This window comes from Cognatiluteimonas profundi, assembly GCF_009792795.1.
Classification (GTDB): Bacteria; Pseudomonadota; Gammaproteobacteria; order Xanthomonadales; family Xanthomonadaceae; genus Cognatiluteimonas; species Cognatiluteimonas profundi.
In genome coordinates this window covers 363,967-381,814 of the sequence record NZ_VKHQ01000003.1, presented here as the reverse complement: position 1 = coordinate 381,814, position 17,848 = coordinate 363,967, and the positions used below count along the sequence as shown (strand labels likewise).

The window sequence follows — 17,848 nt, the reverse complement described above, 5'->3', positions numbered from 1 at the left end:
CGGTTACCAGGTCAGGTCGTCAGGCACCTGGAACTGCGCGTAATACGCATCATCGTCGGAGGTTTCGGCGGATGGCCCGGTGCCCGCGTCCTGGCCGTGATCGAGCACGATCATGCTGGCATCGCGTTCGCGCACCTTGTCGCCGGCCGCGCGCGGCAACAACTCGTAACGGTCGCCCAGGCGGACGATCACCAGCGCGCCGGAGGACAGCTTCTGGCGCAGGTCGTCGTTGACGAGCAGGGTGCGGATGGCGCCGTCGGCGGTGAAGCGGTACTCGGCTTCGCCTGCGCGCGGCACTTTCTTGTCGTCGATGATCTGCCGCGCCTGGGCGCGCAGTTCAGCGGTGCGTGCCTGGGCTTTGCGCTCGGCGGCGAGCGCGCGGTCCCGCTCGACTTTGTCGGCTCGTGCGCGCTCGGCTTCCAGCGCGATTTCGGCAGGCTCGGACGGGCCTTTGGCATGCCGGGCCTTGTTCTGCTCGCGCGCCACCTCGGCCAACTTGGACTTCTTGACCAGGCCCGCCTTGAGCAACTGTTCCTGAAGCGGATTTCCCTTCGCCATGTCGCCGTTTCTTGTGGAGGATTTCCGGCCCATCATAGCGACCGTCCCCGCCGCCCGACGTCCACCTTCTGCCGATGGAACCGTTGAAGTACCTCGCCGGCTACCCACACCACATCCAGGCGCGGGTGCACGAACTCATCGAGCAGGGCCGCCTGGGCACGATGCTGGCCGACAAGTACCGCGAGTCCCACCTCGTGCGCAACGACGGCCAGCTGTACGACTACGTCCAGGCACTCAAGGACCGGCACCTGCGCAAGTCGGTGCCGCTGGGCAAGGTGGTCTACGACAGCAAGCTCCAGGTGATGAAGCACGCGCTCGGGACCCACACCGCCATTTCCCGGGTGCATGGCGGCAGGCTCAAGGCCAGCCGCGAGATCCGCATCGCCACCGTGTTCCGCGATGCACCCGCTGGGTTCCTGAAGATGATCGTGGTGCATGAACTGGCGCACCTGAAGGAAGCCGGGCACAACAAGTCTTTCTACAATCTGTGCACGCACATGGAGCCCGACTACCACCAACTGGAGCTCGATCTGCGCTTGTACCTGACTCACCTTGATGTGGGGAGGGAACAACAGGGGTCAGAGTGCAGTTTCACCAGTTTCGAAAGTGCACTCTGACCCGCGTTTGCCTCTGATCCGCGTTTGCCTGTCAGGTGTCGTCGCGGGTGAAGACGGTCGCGCGGTCGCCTCCGGCCGCCTTGCTGCGATACAGCGCGCGGTCGGCGTCATCGAGCAACTGCTGGCGTGGGCCGTCGTCGCTGTGGGCGATGCCGATGCTCAGCGTGGTGTCGACGCCAAGCTTGGCGGCGCTGACGGCGAAATGTTGTCGGATCGACTGCGCCCGCGTGATCAGGTCGTCGCGGCTGGCATTGCAGACGGCCATGGCGAACTCATCGCCGCCCAGGCGGGCAATCAGATCCTCCCGGTACGTGGTCTGGCGTAGCGACGCACCGATCGCGCCGAGCACCTCGTCGCCGACCAGGTGGCCCAGCGTGTCGTTGATGCTCTTGAAGCGATCGGCGTCGATCAGCAGCACGCCGATGTCGAAATGACGTCGGCCAGACCGCGCCAGTGCGTCCTCCCAGCGGGGGACGAACGCGCGCCGGTTGGGCAGGCCGGTGAGTTCGTCGGTATGCGCCAGGTGTGCCATGTGCTGGAAGTCGATCGCCTGCTGGCCGGCGGTGTCGCGTGCCTGCCGGGCCTCGTGCTCGGCAGTGGTCGCCCGCGTCAGTGCGCGGGTTTTGTCGCGATCGACCTGCAGCAACTGATGCAAGGCGTCGGCAATGCATTGCAGCGCATCGAGCTGGTCGTCGCGCAACTGGATCTGGCGACGACTGGCGCCGCACACCGTGCCGATGGCGTTGTCGCCGTCCAGGATCGGCACGGCGAAGAAGCTCCGCATGCCGATGGCGACGGCATTGCGCGTCGCCATGACGTCGCCGCCGACGTCATGGCTGGTCGCCTGGCCGGCCAGGAACATCGAACGGCACATCGAGTCGTTCCAGTCGGTGGTGCGCTTCTCGGGGATCTGCAGCGCACCGGTGTTCAGGCTGAAGAGCACGTCCTGCCGCTGCGCCTCCCAGTCGATCGCGGTGACGAAACTGGTTTCCATGCCGGTGATGTGCTGGACCAGGCGCAGCAGGGGGCGGGAGACCGCTTCGAGTGCCGACGACGCGTCGACAATGGACGGCAGGTCGGACAAGACAACATCGGCACTGGACAAGCGGACTCCTGGGCGACCACCGGGCACACAGGAGGTGGGGGCGGCAGCGGCGTTGAACACGAGTCATGGTGCACGTCTACCGGTTGCTGGATGGTGAACAGGGGTCAGGTTGCACTTTCACCAGTTCCGGAAGTGCACTGTGACCCGCGTTTGCCTGGCTTGCCGTTGAACCAGAGGGTTTCGACGGCCGAGGCAAATGATCTATTGCTATCCGCGACTGATCGGGCACGACTTCCTGCTGTTCCGCGTGCTCGGTCGCGGGCTTGGCAATCTGCTCTTCCCCTGGGCGCGCGCGCTGGTGCACGCACAGGCCAACGGGCAACAGCTCATTTCGCCAACCTGGCCCCAGCTCAGGATCAGTCCATGGCTGCGGCGCGAAGCCGATGCGCGCCTGTATCCGCGCCTGTTCAAACGCCTGCCGGAAGCCTTGTCCGGCCCGGGCCGCATCGCGACGCTGTTGGTCGCACCGCGCGTCCCCGAAGGCGATGCCGCCGTCGCACGCGATGGGGACGTCATCGAATTTCGTGGGATGCAAGGCTTGTTCGAACCGATCCTGGACGCGCATGCGCTGGTCAAGGCCCGGCTGTTGCGCATGACGCGCAGCCGGCACCTGTGCGGACTGGACTTCGATTTTCGCGACTCGGTTTGCCTGCATGTGCGGCTCGGGGATTTCGGATCGGCCGCATCGGACGATGACCTGCGTCGCGGCAAATGGAATACGCGGATCCCGATCCGCTGGTACCAGGACATGCTGCGTGGAGTCAGGGCGCAGCGCGGCGCCGACCTGCAGGCCTACGTGTTTTCTGATGGAACGGACCGGGAGCTCGGCCCCCTGCTGTCGATGCTACGGTGCCGCCGGCTGGGTTTTGGCAGTGCGATCGCTGACATGCTGGCGCTGAGCCGTTCGCGCTTCCTAATCGCATCGGGCTCGACGTTCAGTGCATGGGCGTCCTACATCGGCCGCATGCCTGTGGTTTGGTTCCCGGGCCAGTTGCGGACCCGGCTTTACAGGGACGGCGTGTTCGAGGACGAAGCGAAGGATGCGGCGCAGCTGGCGTTGGCCCTTGCGTCCCGCTGCGGTGATACCGGTCATTGACGTCGCGCACGTAGCGCCAGCCGAGCGCATGCAACCGCCCGGCAGAAAGTGCACTCTGACCCCTGTTGTTATCCTTACGCAATTCAGGAGACAACATGTCAGCCGCAAACGCCTTCAAGGCCTACGACATCCGCGGGCGCGTGCCCGATGAACTCAACGAACCGCTCGCCGCCCGCATCGGCGTGGCGATGTCCGCATTGCTGCAGCCGGGCCCGGTGGTGTTGGGGCGCGATGTTCGCTTGAGCAGCCCATCGCTGCAGGCGGCCTTGTCCGACGGATTCCGTTCGGCCGGGCGCGAGGTCATCGATATCGGTCTGTGCGGGACGGAGGAGGTGTACTTCCAGACCGATCACCTGCGCGCGGCGGGTGGCGTGATGGTGACGGCCAGCCACAACCCGATGGATTACAACGGGCTGAAGCTGGTGCGCGAGGGCGCGCGGCCGATCAGCGGCGACACCGGATTGTTCGCGATCCGCGATGCGGCGCTGTCGATGGATGCGTTGCCGACAACAGCACGTGCAGGCGAGCGTGCGATGCCGGACAAGTCGGCGTACCTGCAGCACCTGCTCACGTATGTCGACGGCGCGGCGCTGAAGCCGTTGAAGATCGTGACCAACGCGGGCAATGGCGGGGCAGGGCAGGTGATCGATGGGCTGGCGCCGCGCCTGCCGTTCGACTTCGTCCGCGTGCAGCACGAGCCGGATGGGACCTTCCCGCATGGCATCCCCAATCCGCTGCTGCCCGACAGCCGCGCGGCGACGGCCGATGCGGTGCGCGCGCATGGCGCGGACCTGGGTATCGCGTGGGATGGCGACTTCGACCGTTGCTTCTTCTTCGATGCGGACGGACGCTTCATCGAGGGCTATTACCTGGTCGGCCTGCTGGCGAAGACGCTGCTGGCGCGGCACCCCGGCGGCAAGGTCATCCACGACCCGCGCCTGGTGTGGAACACCATCGAGATGGTGCAGGCGGCCGGCGGCGTGCCGATCATGAGCAAGACCGGGCACGCCTTCATCAAGGAGCGCATGCGCGCGGAGAACGCGGTGTACGGCGGCGAGATGAGCGCGCACCACTACTTCCGCGAGTTCGCCTATTGCGACTCGGGCATGGTGCCGTGGCTGCTGATCGCCGCATTGGTGTCCGCGAGCGGCCAATCGCTGGCCGAGCTGGTGGAAGACCGCATGCGCCGTTATCCCTGCAGCGGCGAGATCAACTTCACCGTCGGCAACGCGAAGGCCGCGATCGACGCGGTGCTGCGCCGCTACGCGCCACTGTCGCCCACGCTCGACCACACCGATGGATTGAGCGCCGACTTCGGCGAGTGGCGCTTCAACCTGCGCAGCTCCAACACCGAGCCGCTGGTGCGGCTGAACGTGGAATCGCGTGGCAACGCGGCGCTGGTCGACGAACGTGTCGACGAGATCCGCGAGTTGATGGCGGCCGCCGGTTGAACGTCTCGATGCGCCGGGGCTGACGATGCCGCGCTTCGCCATGGCGATGGGCTGCATCGGTTTGCTGGTGCTGTCGGCGGTCTATTGCCTGCCGAACCATCCCAGTGCGGGCAACGCAGCGACCAGCGACGCCATCGTGCACGTCGCGTTGTTCGCCGCGATCGGCGGATGGTTCGGCTGGTTCGCTGGCCTTCGCGCCCGGGTCTTCATCGCGCTCGGCTTGCTGGCCGCACTGCTGGAAGTTGCGCAGTGGCGGATCGCCGGATTCCCGCACGTGGAGTGGCACGACGTATTTGCCAACGAGGTTGGACTCGCGCTGTCGCTGGTCGGCCTGTGGTTGCGGACACGTTGGCGGCGCGTTGCTGTATCAGGTGATGAAGCCGCGGGTTCGACTGACGTGCGTTGACGCTGCGCCCATCTGCGCCTTGCCTGCGGCGCTGAAACGCTTTCGCCGTTGGCGAGTTACTTTTCTTTGATGGTGCCCAAAGAAAAGTAACCAAAGAAAGGGCGCTTCCCCGATCAGGGCTCACTCAGTTTGCGGGTGGATCGGCCATTTTCAGACTCGCCATCCTGGCTCGACTGAAAACGGCGAACATCCATGTGCGCCGCCCTCCGGGTGGGCGACCCGGGTTGCGATATCGGCATCTTCAGTGGCAAAAGCAGTGCTGCAACCTTCTGTTGAAGAGCGAAGACGCGCGGCCGGGTCAGGCCACCCCAGTGACGGCATTCCCGCGGACGTCGGCGCTGTGTTCCAGGAACCAGCGGTAGGTGTCCTGGATGCCGTCGCGCAGGGGAATCGTCGCCTGCCAGCCCAGGCCGTGCAGGCGGCTGACGTCGAGCAGCTTGCGCGGGGTGCCATCGGGCTTGCTGGTGTCGTTGACGATCTCGCCGGTGTAGCCGGTGATCTCGCGTACCAGTTCGGCCAGTTCGCGGATGCTGATGTCCTCGCCGACGCCGATGTTGACGATGTCCTCGCTCTCGTAGGTCTCGGTCAGGAACACGCAGGCGGCGGCGAGGTCGTCCACATGCAGGAACTCCCGGCGTGGCGTGCCGGTGCCCCACATCACGACCTGCTTGTCGCCACGCAGCCTTGCCTCGTGGAACTTGCGGATCAGCGCGGGCAGCACGTGCGAGTTGGCGAGGTCGAAGTTGTCGCCGGGGCCGTACAGGTTGGTCGGCATCAGACTGATCGTGTTGAAGCCGTACTGGCGCCGATACGCCTGGCACAGCTTGATGCCGGCGATCTTGGCGATGGCGTACCACTCGTTGGTCGGCTCCAGCGGGCCGGTGAGCAGGTAGTCCTCCTTGATCGGCTGCGGTGCCAGCTTGGGGTAGATGCAGGACGAGCCGAGGAAGGTGAGCTTCTTCGCGCCGTGGCGGTAGGCGGCATCGATGACGTTGTTCTGGATCTGCAGGTTGTCGAACAGGAATTCAGCCGGATAGCTGTTGTTGGCGTGGATGCCGCCGACCTTGGCCGCCGCGAGGAAGACGACCTCGGGCTTGTTCGCCATGAAGAACGCCTCGACGCTGTCGCGGTCCTGCAGGTCGAGCTGGTCGCGGCCGGCGAGGATGAGCTTGTCGCATCCCTGCGCGCGCAGGCGCCTGACGATGGCGCTGCCAACGAGGCCGCGATGGCCGGCGACGAAAATGCTTGCATCCTTGAGCATGGGATTCCTTGGTCGATTGCAATTGCGGGGCGATAATCAGCCCGCGATTTTACGCGTTGTCAGGGGCTGCAGGATGCACGTACTGGTTTGCGGGGGCGGCGGCTACATCGGCAGCCACATGCTGAAGAAGCTTGCCGCGGGCGGGGTGGAGCTCAGCGTGCTGGACAACTTCTCCACCGGTCATCGCGAGGCGGTGCGCTGGGGCACGCTGATCGAGGGCGATCTGCTGGATCCGGCCTCGCTGGAGCGTGCCTTCGCCGGCCGCCGATTCGATGCGGTGATGCACTTCTGCGCGCGATCGCTGGTGGGTGAGTCGATCGCCCAGCCCTACGACTACTACGCCAACAACGTCAGCGGCACGCTCAACCTGCTGCAGGCGATGCGCGCGCACGATGTGCGGCGACTGGTGTTTTCGTCGACGGCGGCGGTGTTCGGCCAGCCGGTGTCCGAACGCATCGACGAGGACCATCCCAAGGCGCCGATCAATCCCTACGGCGCCAGCAAGCTGATGGTGGAACGCATCCTGGCCGACGCCGCAAGCGCCTATGGACTGCGCTCGGTGGCGCTGCGCTATTTCAATGCGGCCGGCGCCAGTCCCGATGGCGACATCGGCGAATCGCACCAGCCCGAGACGCATTTGATCCCCAACGTGCTGCGCGCGGCGCTGGGCAGCGGGCCGGCCTTGAAGGTCTTCGGCGACGATTACCCCACGCCCGATGGCACCTGCGTGCGGGATTACGTGCACGTCGACGACCTGGCGCAGGCACACCAGCTCGCGCTCGCTTACCTGGATGACAACGCCGGCGCGCATGCCTTCAACCTGGGCAACGGCCATGGATTCTCGGTGCGCGAAGTCATCGCGGCCGCGCAGGCCGTCAGCGGGCAGGAGATCGGCTACACCGTCGAACCGCGCCGGCCCGGCGATCCGTCGGTGCTGGTCGCATCGAGCGAAAAAGCGCGACGCGTCCTCGGCTGGTCGCCGGCCTACACCGCGCTGGAACCGATCATCGCCAGCGCCTGGCGCTGGCATCGCGCGCAGCCGTATTGAGCCTGGCGGCGTAAGCCCGACCCAACGTAGCCCGAGCAAACGTAGCCCGGGTAAGCGCAGCGCACCCGGGGCCTCGAATTCCCGGATGCGCTGCGCTTATCCGGGCTACGGACTCGGTTTTGCCGTCGCCATGCGGTGTGTGTTATCGACGAGCGATGCAGGCCACGTTGTCGTGCGCACGCGCGACTTGATGTAGCTCTGACAGCAGGCGCTCCATCACGCGTGGCAGGGCTGTGTAGTCGCGCGGGTAGGCGAGCGACAGCACCGGCACGCGCTGGACGACATCGGCGGCCCGCGCCAGCAGTGCGACGAGGTTGCCGTGGTCACCCAGGTCGAGCTGGAAGGCATTGCCCACCAGTGCGATGCATGCGGCCTGTGTCGCGCAGGACTGGATCGCGATGGTGCTGGCGTCGATCGATGGTTGCAGCAGCACGATCGCATCGATGGGATAGCTGGCGCGCGTCGGCCCGGGCTGCAGGAGTCGTCGCTTGTCGTTGTAGTGCGCCATGGCGGTGGAATCGGCGACGCGATCGGCAAGCACGCTGCCCAGCGAGTCCGGCCACAGCCGCAGGCCCGCATAGCACGGCACGGCATGGATGCTGGCGGCGTCGAATGCGATCAGTACGCCGTCATCGCTGAGCACGTCGGCCCCCGCGCGACCGAAGGCGGCGGCCAGCGTCGACTTGCCCATGCCGCTGTCGCCGATCATCAGCAGCGTGCAGTCGTCCTGCGTGTGCACCGCGGCACCATGCAGCACCATGTGTCCACGCTGGGCGAGCAGGCGCGGCAGGACCTGGTCGAGCAGCACGTGGCGCACCGATTCCATGGTGGAGTCGTGGCGCTGCCACAGCGCGATGCCGTTGTCCGGCGTCACCCAGGCTTGCGCCACCCCGGGGAAGTCGAATCCGTATTCGCCACCCACGCGCACGCAGCGGAACGCATGGGCGCCGTCGTTGTCGGTGAAGTCGTGTTGCCAATCGACGCTGGCCATCGCCGGGAAGACCGGCGTCGGCGCGATGGTGATGCGGAAATCCGCCCATGCGTCCGGCGCTGCCCGGGGGAGTTCGGGCAGGTGCAGGTCGGACACGAGCCGCAAGCCCGCGAACCGGTGGTGGTAGATCGTTGCAGACACTGGATGCTCACATCCCGATGCTGGCATCGGGAATCGGCGTCGAAGACCTACCGCAGGTCGAAAGCCGTGCGGCTACTCGCTAGCGTCAGCAGTTACCCACGATGCCCGAACTGTTCTCCCCCGCCCGGCCTGCCATGTTCACTCTTCCCGCTGGAGCCGCCCGCGGTGAGATCGCGGATCGCGCCGAATGTCACGAGTGTCGGCGCGGTGTACTGCTGGCGCGCATCGTTCTTCTGGATCGACGTAGTCACGTCAATGTTGCCCTGGTCGTTCACGCAAGCCCCCTGTGGCCTTCGTCGAGCGGTAGGCCGGTGCCCTGGATTCTGGACCGGCGTCACAAGAATAGCCGTTTTGCGACCGGGTAGGTATTTTCCTACACGACGGGTTCACGCTCCGATCGGACCGCCGTCGCCTGTGCCCGGTGGGCGTTCCGATCCAGCCAGTTGCCCAGCGACAGGGCATCGAATACCAACTCGGCGGCCAGGTCGTCGCCCGTGCCGCGCAGGCGGGCGAGCGCCGCATCGAGCCTGGACAGGTCGACGTAGGGTTGCAGGAGACCCCGGACGGCGCCGAGCCGATCGCCCAGCGCCGCGTGATCGCCCTCCCGCAACTTGCGGTTGAGGGACCAGCCCAGGTGCTGTTTGCCCGTGCGCCAGCACACGGCGGCCGGCAACCGGGACTGCATGCTTCGCCGCAGCACGGCCTTGCTCCATCCGTTGGCGAATCGCTGCGCATCGGGAAGGTTGACGCACAGTTCGACCAGGCGCCGGTCGGTGAGCGGGTGGCGCGGCTGGATGCCATGGGCGGCGGCGACCCGGTGATAGCGCTCCAGCGCGACCGTCAGGTAGGCATGGTCGAGTGCCTGCAGGGCCTCGGCAGGCGCGTCGGCGCCGGGACCGGGCGAGCGTTGCGCCGCCAGTGTCGCCAGTCGGCCGCGCAGGTCGGTGCGCCGGGCGAACTCCGGTGCGATCAGCGACATGGCGATGTTGCGGCGGGTGTCCGGTCCCCGGCGCATTGCCCGCAGCGCAGGCCGAAGTGCCTTCGGCAGCAGCGCCGAACGAGCGGCGGTGCCGAGCACGCGCCAGGTGGGGGCGGATGCCTTGCCATGGATGCGTTGCAGGCCGCAGGCGTTGTGCCAGGCCGCCAACCAGTGGCCGCTGCGCAGCTGGCGCGACAGGCCACCGCCGGCGAGGAACAGCGAATCGCCATCGAGGCCATCCATCACCGCATCGATGCCCTGGCCGGAGGCGGCCAGGTATTGCGCGTGCAGCAGTGCCGTCGCGACATCGAAGGGTTCCTCGGCGTCGTCGATGCAGCGCAGGAGCCGTGGCCGCAGCGCGGTGAGTCGGGCATGGTCGACCAGCGTCGGCTGGAAGCCGGGAACGTCGAGCATCGCGCGGATCGCGCGCGTTTCGGCGCAATCCATGTCGCTGCCGTCGATGCTGGAGAACGTCGCCAGCGCCTCGCGCCCGCTCGCGGCAAGTTGCCGGTTGGCGATGATGGCCAGCGACGACGAATCCAGCCCGCCACTGAGCATGCAGCCGACCCGCTCCGGGCCGGCGAGGTGGCGTGCGACGGCAGCCTCCAGTGCATCGGTCAGCGCGTCCGTCCAGCCCGCGTCGGTGGTTGGCAGCTGCCCGGCAGGCATGCGCTGCAACGACCAGTAACGTTGCTCGCGGACCTCGTCGCGCGTGATCGCGAGCCAGTGCGCGGGCGGCAGGCGCCGGATGTCGCGATGGAACGTCGACGACTTGTCGATGCCTTCGAGTTGGGTGACGAGGAAGTCGGCGATGCGGCCTTCGTCGAGCGTGGCGGGAACCTGCGGATGCGCGAGCACTGCCGAAGTACTCGACGCGAAGACGCACAGTTGCCCCGGCGCCAGATGCACATGGAGCGGCCGCACGCCCATTCGGTCGCGTGCGAGGAACAGCCCGCCGCGGCGGGGATCGTGGATGGCGAAGGCGAAATCGCCTTCAAGCCGATCGACGCAGTCAGTGCCCCAGCGCAGCCAGGCCTGCAGGATCAGGCTGGCATCACTGGCCTGCCGCGCATCGCCGGGCGACAGGCCGAGCGCGCCGGCAAGATCGATGCGGTCGTCCAGTCGCGCATCGGCGACCACGTGGCAGCCGCTCGCCGGATCGTGCGTGAGCAGGGCGGGCACATGCACGCGCTCGCCGGTTGCCCAATGCACGCCGGCGAATGCGACGGGGCCGTCGGCCAGGGTCTCGCCGCTTGACCAGGCCGTGCGCACGAGGGCGTCGCGCATCCTCGCCAGCGTGGCGGGCGATGCGGGTTGCTGGTCGAGATGGAAGAAACCGCAGATGCCTTGCATCGGTCCGCTGGCGTGGTGCTGCTAGCATCAGTGTGATGGATTTATCGCCGCAGGGGGTCGTTCGTCGCCGGCAATGGCTGGCCGATGTGCTGTGCGCCCGCGCGGGTGCCGCCGACGAATTTCCGTTCGCCGACGTGGCGGATGCGATTCGACTGGCCAGGTCCGAAGGCGTGCTGACGCTGGTTGCGCAAGGCCTGCAGGGGCGGGCTGGCGACGATCCCCTGCGGGTGGAATTCGCCGCAGCCGCGAAAGGCGCGACCGCCATCGCGATGCTGCGTGGAGCCGAATGCGAGCGTGTGCTGGCGGTGCTGGCGGCAGCCGGGATCCCGGTGCTGCTGCTGAAAGGTTCGGCGCTGGCGTGGTGGTTGTATCCCGCACCGCACCTGCGCGAATGCAGCGATATCGATCTGCTGTTCGCATCCCGCGATGCCGTCACCCGCGCCCAGCGCCTGCTTGAGGGCCATGGCTACGATCATGGGTATGCGCAAGGTCGCCATGCCTACGAACTCGTGTGCAGGAGATCGCTGTCCAGATCGATCCAGCTCGATCTCGACCTGCATTGGGGCCTGAACAATGCGCCGGTGTTTGCGCGGTCGCTGGGTTTCGACGAGCTGCTTGCCGCTTCGATCCCGTTGCCGGCGCTTGGGCCGCACGCGCGCGGCCTGTCGCCGGCACATGCCTTGCTGCACGCGGGCATGCATCGGGCCATCAACCTCTACACCGGCGTCGGCGACAGCCTGAAATGGCTGCATGACGTCCACCTGCTGGCGCAAGGGCTCGCGCCATCGGACTGGGAAACCGTCGTGACGCTGTGCCGCGAGCGCGGCCTGGGCGGCGTGTGCGCGGCGAGCCTGGAGGCGGCCGCAACCTGGTTTGGCGATGCCACGCCGGGCTTCGCGATGTCGGCGTTGCAGGCAACGCGCCACGCCAATGGCGTGGATGGCAAGCGCCTGCACGAATGGCGCTACATGCATCGCATGAACCTCAAGGCGCTGTCGTCGACGGCGCAGCGGGCGGCGTGGATCTGGGGCAAGGTGTTCCCGACGGTCCCCCACATGCGCGAGATGTATGGCAGCGACGCTGGATGGGTCGGCCTGTGGCGCGAACGCGTCGTGCACCTGCTGCACAAATCGCGTTGACGCCTGCCGGGTGCCGCGGCGCCCGTGCTCAGGAAAAGACCGGAGGCAACTCGCTGGATTGCGCCAGCGCATGGCCGTCCAGCTCCACCCACGCATGTGCCAACAGGCTGCCGGCGACGACGTGCGCGCCGATCCGCAGTTCCGCCGGCAAGCCGCGGCGCCGCAGCCACCACTGGATCGCGAGCGCCTGGCGCAGGCAGGTGTTGGCATACACGCCGCGCCTGCCGGCGATGGACGCCAGGACCGCGAGGCGATCGGCGCCGGCCAGGGCATCGGACGTTGCCACGCCGGGAAAAACGCGTCCGCGGTCGATCCCGAGCAGCCGCCTGGTGACGCCAAGCCCGAAAGCCCGCAGCGACAGGTCGATCATTGGAAGCAGCAACACCAGTGCCAGCAGCCGCCCGCGATCAGGCCACGTCAATGCACGCCAGCGTGCGAGTGCGCCGTCATTCAATCGTGACGAGTCCGGCATCGGCCAGTTGCGCGAGTACGGCCAGCAGGTCGTGCTCGAGCCTGTCCGCGGAAACGTCGTACTCGCCCAGGAGTGTGTCGAATGCGTTGCGGACACCCGGATCGTGTTCCAGCAGCCGCCACAGGCGCGTCCCCACCGCATCGAGTCCGAAATAATATTCGCTGGCCAGGTCGAGCAGGACGGCTTCATCGCCCGTCTGCTGCAGCCGGACCCGCGCGGACGGTTGCGCGCGGCATGCTAGCGTGAGCGGCTGGGCGAGGGGAGAGCGCACTTGGCGGAACCTGGAGGCATCGACGAGCCCAGCGTAAGCGCAGATGCTGGAGTGCGCAAAGACCCGGCGGCCGGCGAGGGCCGGGACGCGCGGTTCCTGCTGGCGCTGGTGCGTCCGTATCGGCTGGCCCTGCTCGCCATGGTCGCGTTGATGTGCACGCAGAGCCTGGTGGCGCTGGCGACGCCATGGCTGGCCGGGCGGTTTTCCGCCGCGCTGCTGGGCGATCGTCCGGTCACGTCGCTGTTGTTGATCTGGCTTGTCGTGATCGCGATGCAGGCCTGCCTGGGTTACGTGGTGGCGGTCCGCTCCCAATCCGTGGCGTCCCACCTGGTCGCCGATGCATCGACGCGCGTCTTCGACCACCTGCAATCGCTGCCGTTGCAGTGGCACGAACAGCGTCGCCGTGGGGAAGTCCTGGTGCTGTTGACCGAAGACGTCTATCGGCTCGGTTACTTCGTCACCGGCACGGTGACGCCCTTGATGCCGCTGCTGCTCACCTGTGTCGGCGCATTCGTCCTGATGGTGCGCGTGGACCTGGCGATCGGGCTGGCGGTATCGGCGCTGATGCCGGTGTTCTACATCGCACTGCGCTGGACAGGCCGCCGCCTGCGACCGCTGGCACGACTGGAAATCGAGGCGGAAGCCCGCAAATCCGCGCTGGCCGAGCAGAACCTCGCCATGTTGCCGATCGTCAAGGCGTTCTCCGGCGAGCGCGCGGAGTCGCGACGCTACGCCGCGCAATCCGAAGCGCTGCGGCGGATCGAGTTGAGCCAGGTGCGACTGCAGAACGCCATCGGACCGATTGCACGGATCCTTGTCTCGGCCTTCGTTTTGGCGCTGTTGTGGATCAGCAGTCAAAGCGTTGCCAGGGGGACGATGACGGCCGCCGACCTGGTCACGATCCTGATGTACGGGCTGTTGCTGGCGCAGCCGATCAGCCAGCTGGCTGGCGTCTACGGCCAGGTGCAGACGGCACGTGCAACGGCGCGACGATTGATGGACGTGTTTGCCCACGCGCCGGAACCCGACGACGGCACGCGCGAACTGCGCGACGTGCGTGGCGAGGTTTCACTGGAAGACCTGCATTTCTCCCATGCCGGGCGACCGCCGGTGTTCAGGGGATTGAACCTGCTGGTGCGTGCCGGCGAAACGCTCGCAATCACCGGAGCCAACGGTGCCGGGAAGAGCACCCTGGCGCATCTGCTGCTGCGGTTGGTGGACCCGCAAGGCGGGCGCATCTCGCTCGACGGCGTCGACCTGAAGGAACTGACCCTGCGCAACCTGCGCTCGCACGTGGGCCTGGTGTCGCAGCAGGTGCTGCTGTTCAACGCATCGGTCCGGGACAACATCCGCTACGGCGATGTCGACGCGTCGGATGCGGACATCGAGCGCGCGGCCGGCGCAGCACTGGCCGATGGCTTCATCCGCGGGTTGCCGGATGGCTACGACACGATCGTCGGCGACCAGGGCATCCGGCTGTCGGGTGGGCAGCGGCAACGCATCGCGCTGGCCCGTGCCTTGCTCAAGGATCCGGCGGTCCTGATCCTGGACGAAGCCACCGCGATGTTCGATCCCGACGCCGAGTCCATGTTCATCGAGCAGTGCCGCAGCGTGCTGCACAAGCGGACGGTCATCCTGATCACGCATCGCCCCACGACCCTGGCGCTGGCCGATCGCATCCTGCAACTCGAGGACGGCCAACTATCGCCAGCACGCCACCAGCCGGTGGCATCGCCGCGGGAAATCGCCTCCGCAGCCGATCTGCGGGAAGAGTTGACCTGAGGCTGGACCAGAACGATATCGGGCGGGGTGATCGCGGGATCAGTCCCCCAACGCCCCGCGGTTGCCCAAACAAAAATCCGGCGCTGGGCCGGATTCGCAAACAGGCTTGTTTTGACTGGTGGGCGGTGCAGGGTTCGAACCTGCGACCCTTGCCGTGTGAAGGCAATGCTCTACCGCTGAGCTAACCGCCCGAGCCGCGCAGTATAACGGCGACCTCGCGCCCGGCCAACCGGGTCCTTCCGGGATTTTCGGGGCGACTGCCAGCGGCCTCGGCCCTGGAGCGGTTGCATCCGTCGCGCATCGGCTCGGGCCTCAGCGCTCGCGCCAGTTCCGCGCCATCTCGTAGTAGGTGAAGGTCGCCGACCACGCGATCAGGAACAGGCCGAGGACGGCTTCGGTGCCGGCGATGAAGCGGATCGGGCCATGCGGGGCCACGTCGCCGAAACCCACCGTCGAGAACGTCATCGCCGACAGGTACACGGTATCGAGCAGGCCGTGCTCCGGTGCACCGAGCACGCCGCCGGAGCCGGGCAGGGCAAGGCTCAGCCAGTAGGCGACGCCGAACACCCAGATCTCGGCGATGTGCAGGATCAGTGCGCCGATGACCGCATGCAGCACGCGCCGTCGCCGCGCGTGGGAGCGCTTGGTCAGTCGGCGCGCGAGCCAGTTCAAGCCCTCGTAGTGCAGGCCGACGGCGATGGCGACCGCGAAGGCCGTGAGCAGCACCACGGCCAGGTTGACGCTGAAATCAGGTGCCATCGTTCTCGAGCCGATTGCCGTGCGTGCCGTAGCCTAACCGGTCGCGGCATCGGCACGACCGCACGGCCAAGGCGCTAGGCCGCGGCCATCAGCCCCTCGTCCCGCAGGAGGCGTCCAATGCGTTGCATTTCCTCGTCCGACACGACGTGGACGCCGCGGCGGTAGTAGGCGGACTTCATCCGCTGCTCCAGCCGCGACGACAGCCCGCTTTTCAGCAGTCCCGACACCAGCGGCTTCAGCCCGCTGGCATGCAGCGCGCGATTGAAGCCGGGAAAGCGGGCGGCGCGCCCCCTGTTCGCCGACGGGAGCGCAAGCAGTTCCGGCAGCGCGTCGATGCCGAGGAATGCGTACAGCTGGCGCAGGGTGGCCTCGGTATCGGCGAGCAATGACTCGAACGACAGGACGAGCACCTTGTCGTGCGGAAAATACTGGCGGAAGCGTGCGAGCTGCGGCGCATACCGGCTCGCGCCCAGGTAGTAGAAACAGTTCCCCCAATGCGCGTCGTCGCCCAGGGCGAGTTCCTCCTCGATGAGCGACGTCAGGCTTCGCGCGGTGAGGCCGTGCACGCGGTCCATTTCGTAATGCGAGCGGATCCGCTGCAAGGGGTCGCGCAGCAAGGCCACGATCCTGGCGTCCGGGTTGTAGTCGTGGATGGCACGCGCCGCGACCTTCGACGACAGGTAGAACGTCGAGCACTCGCCGATGACGGGTTGGGCGTCGGCAGCGTCGAACAGGCGCGCGTAGTGCCCGGGTGAATCCACCCACGCCAGGCCTTCGAGCTTGCGTTCGGACGCGTCGAGGTAAGCGGCGACATCGAACTTCCGTTTGCGCTGGACGCTTTGCGACAGCTGGTCGGCCACGTCGGTGCAGAAGTGGCATGGCTCCTTGATCGGCGACAGGAAGACGTCCGGGTGCTCCCGCAGGAGTTGGTCGATCGATGTCGTCCCCGCTTTCGGGGCGCCGACAAGGAAGAGGTTCGGCTTCGGAGCGGCGATGCGTGCACTCATGTCTGGTCCCTCTGGTGATCGGTTTGCATCCTGCCGTGCGGCACGAGTGTCGACGTCCTGCGCGCTGGCCGAGGTGAAGCGAATGCACGACTCAACTGGAGGGCCACGCGGATATTGCCGGGCAGCGGACACGTACACGTCCTTCACGAAAATGCGACCAGGCAAGCGGTTGCCATCTTGCATCCGGTGTCGGAAAAACCCTGCTGCCGTTAACGCGGCTAACACATCTGCATTGTTAGTTTCTTAACCAGAGCTGACAGCTCGGCAATAAAAAATGCGCCAGTCGAAAACGCCTTGACGCTGCCAGGCAGCTGAAAGTGGGTGGTTGCGGCAGGAAGCGACTGTGGCAATGGAGTGCGATGTCGATGAAGTTCGTCACCAGGCAACCGCCCACTTTCAGCCCCGCCCGAAAGACCGCGCCGGTCAGCGTCGTGATTCCCTGTTATCGCTGCATGCAGACCGTTGGCGCGACGGTGGCATCCATCGCTGCGCAAACCCTGTTGCCGGCCGAAGTGCTGCTTGTCGACGACGGCAGTGGCGACGGAACCGCCGAAGGCCTCGAACGACTGGCGTCGCGATATCCGGATGGCTGGATCAAGGTCATTGCCCTGCGACACAACGGCGGTGCCGCGCGTGCGCGCAACCTTGGTTGGCAGCGTGCGCGCCATGATCACATCGCCTTCCTCGATTCCGATGACACCTGGTTTCCCAACAAGCTGGAGCTGCAGATGCCGTTGTTGCGCGCCCATCCCGGCATCGCACTGATCTCGCACCGGATGGATGTCCGCCAGCGGTCGCTGCCACCTCCACCGCCGGTCTATCCGTTACGCGCGCGGGCGCTCGACAGGCGCGCATTCCTGTTGCACAACCCGTTCCGCACGGGCTCGGTCGTGTTGCGGTCCGACATACCGTTCCGTTTCAACGAGAAGTTCCGGCTGGTCGAGGATTTCCTGCTCTGGAGCCAGATCGCGCTGTCCGGATTCCTGTGCGTCAAGATCAACCAGGTGCTGGCCGCAACCCACAAACCTGCCTACGGGGCTGGGGGACTCAGCGCGGACATCGGGGCAATGCACCAGGCTGGATTGGAAGTGCGGCAGGAATTGCGACGGCAGGGGTTGATCAGTCCTGCCGAGCACTACATTTCCAGGCCCGTCGGGTGGTGCCGCCGGATGCGGCGGAACCTGGTGATGCTGAGCCGGCGCACCACCAACAGGCGCAGGCGGCCGAGGGCTTGCTTCGTCTGGCCGTATTTCGAATCGTCGCAATCGCTCCCCCAGCAGCGTCGCGACGGTCCGGCGTTCAACGCCGGGCGCAGGCATACGGACTTCGGCCCCGCGTGGCCCGTCGGAAGCGAGAAGCGATGTTCGACGCTCGACGACACCAGCAGGTAGATGCGTCGCACTTGGCAAGAC

Annotated in this window: 18 protein-coding genes and 1 tRNA gene; 8 read left to right on the top strand and 11 right to left on the bottom strand. The window is 66.7% G+C overall.

Going from position 1 to position 17,848, the window contains the following annotated elements; translation table 11 throughout:
* Nucleotides 1-3: 3 nt before the first annotated feature.
* Nucleotides 4-558: a DUF2058 domain-containing protein gene (locus GST15_RS03710; RefSeq protein WP_159015903.1), complete on the bottom strand. Its 555-nt coding sequence runs from the start codon at nucleotides 556-558 to the stop codon at nucleotides 4-6.
* Between the two features lie 74 nt (nucleotides 559-632).
* Here GST15_RS03710 and GST15_RS03705 point away from each other — a divergent pair, with 74 nt between their 5' ends.
* Nucleotides 633-1,175: a M48 metallopeptidase family protein gene (locus tag GST15_RS03705; RefSeq protein WP_159015902.1), complete on the top strand. Its 543-nt coding sequence runs from the start codon at nucleotides 633-635 to the stop codon at nucleotides 1,173-1,175.
* Between the two features lie 31 nt (nucleotides 1,176-1,206).
* Here the strand turns inward: GST15_RS03705 and GST15_RS03700 are convergent, their stop codons facing one another.
* Nucleotides 1,207-2,259, bottom strand: coding sequence for a GGDEF domain-containing protein (locus GST15_RS03700; protein WP_159015901.1), 1,053 nt, complete (start codon nucleotides 2,257-2,259; stop codon nucleotides 1,207-1,209).
* A 217-nt stretch (nucleotides 2,260-2,476) separates the two neighbouring features.
* Between GST15_RS03700 and GST15_RS03695 the strand changes: the two genes are divergently transcribed.
* The 3 genes from GST15_RS03695 to GST15_RS03685 all read left to right on the top strand — a co-directional run bounded on the left by GST15_RS03695 (nucleotide 2,477) and on the right by GST15_RS03685 (nucleotide 5,233).
* Entirely contained in the window at nucleotides 2,477-3,376 is a 900-nt protein-coding gene (locus GST15_RS03695) for an O-fucosyltransferase family protein (RefSeq protein ID WP_159015900.1), read from the top strand.
* A 95-nt stretch (nucleotides 3,377-3,471) separates the two neighbouring features.
* A complete protein-coding gene (locus GST15_RS03690) occupies nucleotides 3,472-4,827 on the top strand; it encodes a phosphohexomutase domain-containing protein (RefSeq protein ID WP_159015899.1) in 1,356 nt (451 codons plus the stop codon).
* 25 nt (nucleotides 4,828-4,852) lie between these two features.
* Nucleotides 4,853-5,233 carry a hypothetical protein gene (locus GST15_RS03685; RefSeq protein WP_159015898.1) on the top strand — a complete coding sequence of 127 codons (381 nt, stop codon included), beginning with the start codon at nucleotides 4,853-4,855 and terminating at the stop codon, nucleotides 5,231-5,233.
* Between the two features lie 298 nt (nucleotides 5,234-5,531).
* Here GST15_RS03685 and fcl read toward each other — a convergent pair whose 3' ends face one another.
* Nucleotides 5,532-6,494 carry a GDP-L-fucose synthase gene (gene fcl / locus GST15_RS03680; RefSeq protein ID WP_159015897.1) on the bottom strand — a complete coding sequence of 321 codons (963 nt, stop codon included), beginning with the start codon at nucleotides 6,492-6,494 and terminating at the stop codon, nucleotides 5,532-5,534.
* A 73-nt stretch (nucleotides 6,495-6,567) separates the two neighbouring features.
* On the opposite strand from fcl, the gene galE reads away from it, so the two are divergent.
* A complete protein-coding gene (galE, locus tag GST15_RS03675; RefSeq protein ID WP_159015896.1) occupies nucleotides 6,568-7,542 on the top strand; it encodes a UDP-glucose 4-epimerase GalE in 975 nt (324 codons plus the stop codon).
* A 142-nt stretch (nucleotides 7,543-7,684) separates the two neighbouring features.
* Here galE and GST15_RS03670 read toward each other — a convergent pair whose 3' ends face one another.
* From GST15_RS03670 to GST15_RS03660, 3 genes are all read right to left on the bottom strand, one after another.
* Nucleotides 7,685-8,674: a hypothetical protein gene (locus GST15_RS03670; protein WP_159015895.1), complete on the bottom strand. Its 990-nt coding sequence runs from the start codon at nucleotides 8,672-8,674 to the stop codon at nucleotides 7,685-7,687.
* Between the two features lie 92 nt (nucleotides 8,675-8,766).
* On the bottom strand, nucleotides 8,767-8,949 hold the full coding sequence (locus GST15_RS03665) for a hypothetical protein (RefSeq protein ID WP_159015894.1): 183 nt from the start codon (nucleotides 8,947-8,949) through the stop codon (nucleotides 8,767-8,769).
* A gap of 98 nt (nucleotides 8,950-9,047) precedes the next feature.
* Entirely contained in the window at nucleotides 9,048-11,006 is a 1,959-nt protein-coding gene (locus GST15_RS03660) for an asparagine synthase-related protein (RefSeq protein ID WP_159015893.1), read from the bottom strand.
* A gap of 35 nt (nucleotides 11,007-11,041) precedes the next feature.
* Here GST15_RS03660 and GST15_RS03655 point away from each other — a divergent pair, with 35 nt between their 5' ends.
* Complete coding sequence (locus tag GST15_RS03655) at nucleotides 11,042-12,145, top strand: nucleotidyltransferase family protein (protein ID WP_159015892.1); 1,104 nt, start codon at nucleotides 11,042-11,044, stop codon at nucleotides 12,143-12,145.
* Between the two features lie 28 nt (nucleotides 12,146-12,173).
* Here GST15_RS03655 and GST15_RS03650 read toward each other — a convergent pair whose 3' ends face one another.
* Nucleotides 12,174-12,599 (bottom strand): lasso peptide biosynthesis B2 protein, encoded by a 426-nt coding sequence (locus tag GST15_RS03650; protein ID WP_159015891.1) that lies wholly within the window; start codon nucleotides 12,597-12,599, stop codon nucleotides 12,174-12,176.
* Nucleotides 12,592-12,888 (bottom strand): PqqD family protein, encoded by a 297-nt coding sequence (locus GST15_RS03645; protein WP_199268705.1) that lies wholly within the window; start codon nucleotides 12,886-12,888, stop codon nucleotides 12,592-12,594. The genes GST15_RS03650 and GST15_RS03645 overlap by 8 nt, the downstream gene beginning before the upstream one ends.
* Nucleotides 12,889-12,939: 51 nt before the next feature.
* Here GST15_RS03645 and GST15_RS03640 point away from each other — a divergent pair, with 51 nt between their 5' ends.
* Nucleotides 12,940-14,670 carry an ABC transporter ATP-binding protein gene (locus GST15_RS03640; protein ID WP_159015890.1) on the top strand — a complete coding sequence of 577 codons (1,731 nt, stop codon included), beginning with the start codon at nucleotides 12,940-12,942 and terminating at the stop codon, nucleotides 14,668-14,670.
* A 116-nt stretch (nucleotides 14,671-14,786) separates the two neighbouring features.
* Here the strand turns inward: GST15_RS03640 and GST15_RS03635 are convergent.
* From GST15_RS03635 to GST15_RS03625, 3 genes are all read right to left on the bottom strand, one after another.
* A tRNA-Val gene (locus GST15_RS03635) sits at nucleotides 14,787-14,861 on the bottom strand.
* A gap of 121 nt (nucleotides 14,862-14,982) precedes the next feature.
* A complete protein-coding gene (locus GST15_RS03630) occupies nucleotides 14,983-15,429 on the bottom strand; it encodes a potassium channel family protein (RefSeq protein ID WP_159015889.1) in 447 nt (148 codons plus the stop codon).
* Between the two features lie 74 nt (nucleotides 15,430-15,503).
* Complete coding sequence (locus tag GST15_RS03625; protein WP_159015888.1) at nucleotides 15,504-16,436, bottom strand: sulfotransferase family protein; 933 nt, start codon at nucleotides 16,434-16,436, stop codon at nucleotides 15,504-15,506.
* 365 nt (nucleotides 16,437-16,801) lie between these two features.
* Here GST15_RS03625 and GST15_RS03620 point away from each other — a divergent pair, with 365 nt between their 5' ends.
* Nucleotides 16,802-17,827, top strand: a complete 1,026-nt coding sequence (locus tag GST15_RS03620; RefSeq protein ID WP_159015887.1) for a glycosyltransferase family 2 protein — start codon at nucleotides 16,802-16,804, stop codon at nucleotides 17,825-17,827.
* Nucleotides 17,828-17,848 lie beyond the last annotated feature (21 nt).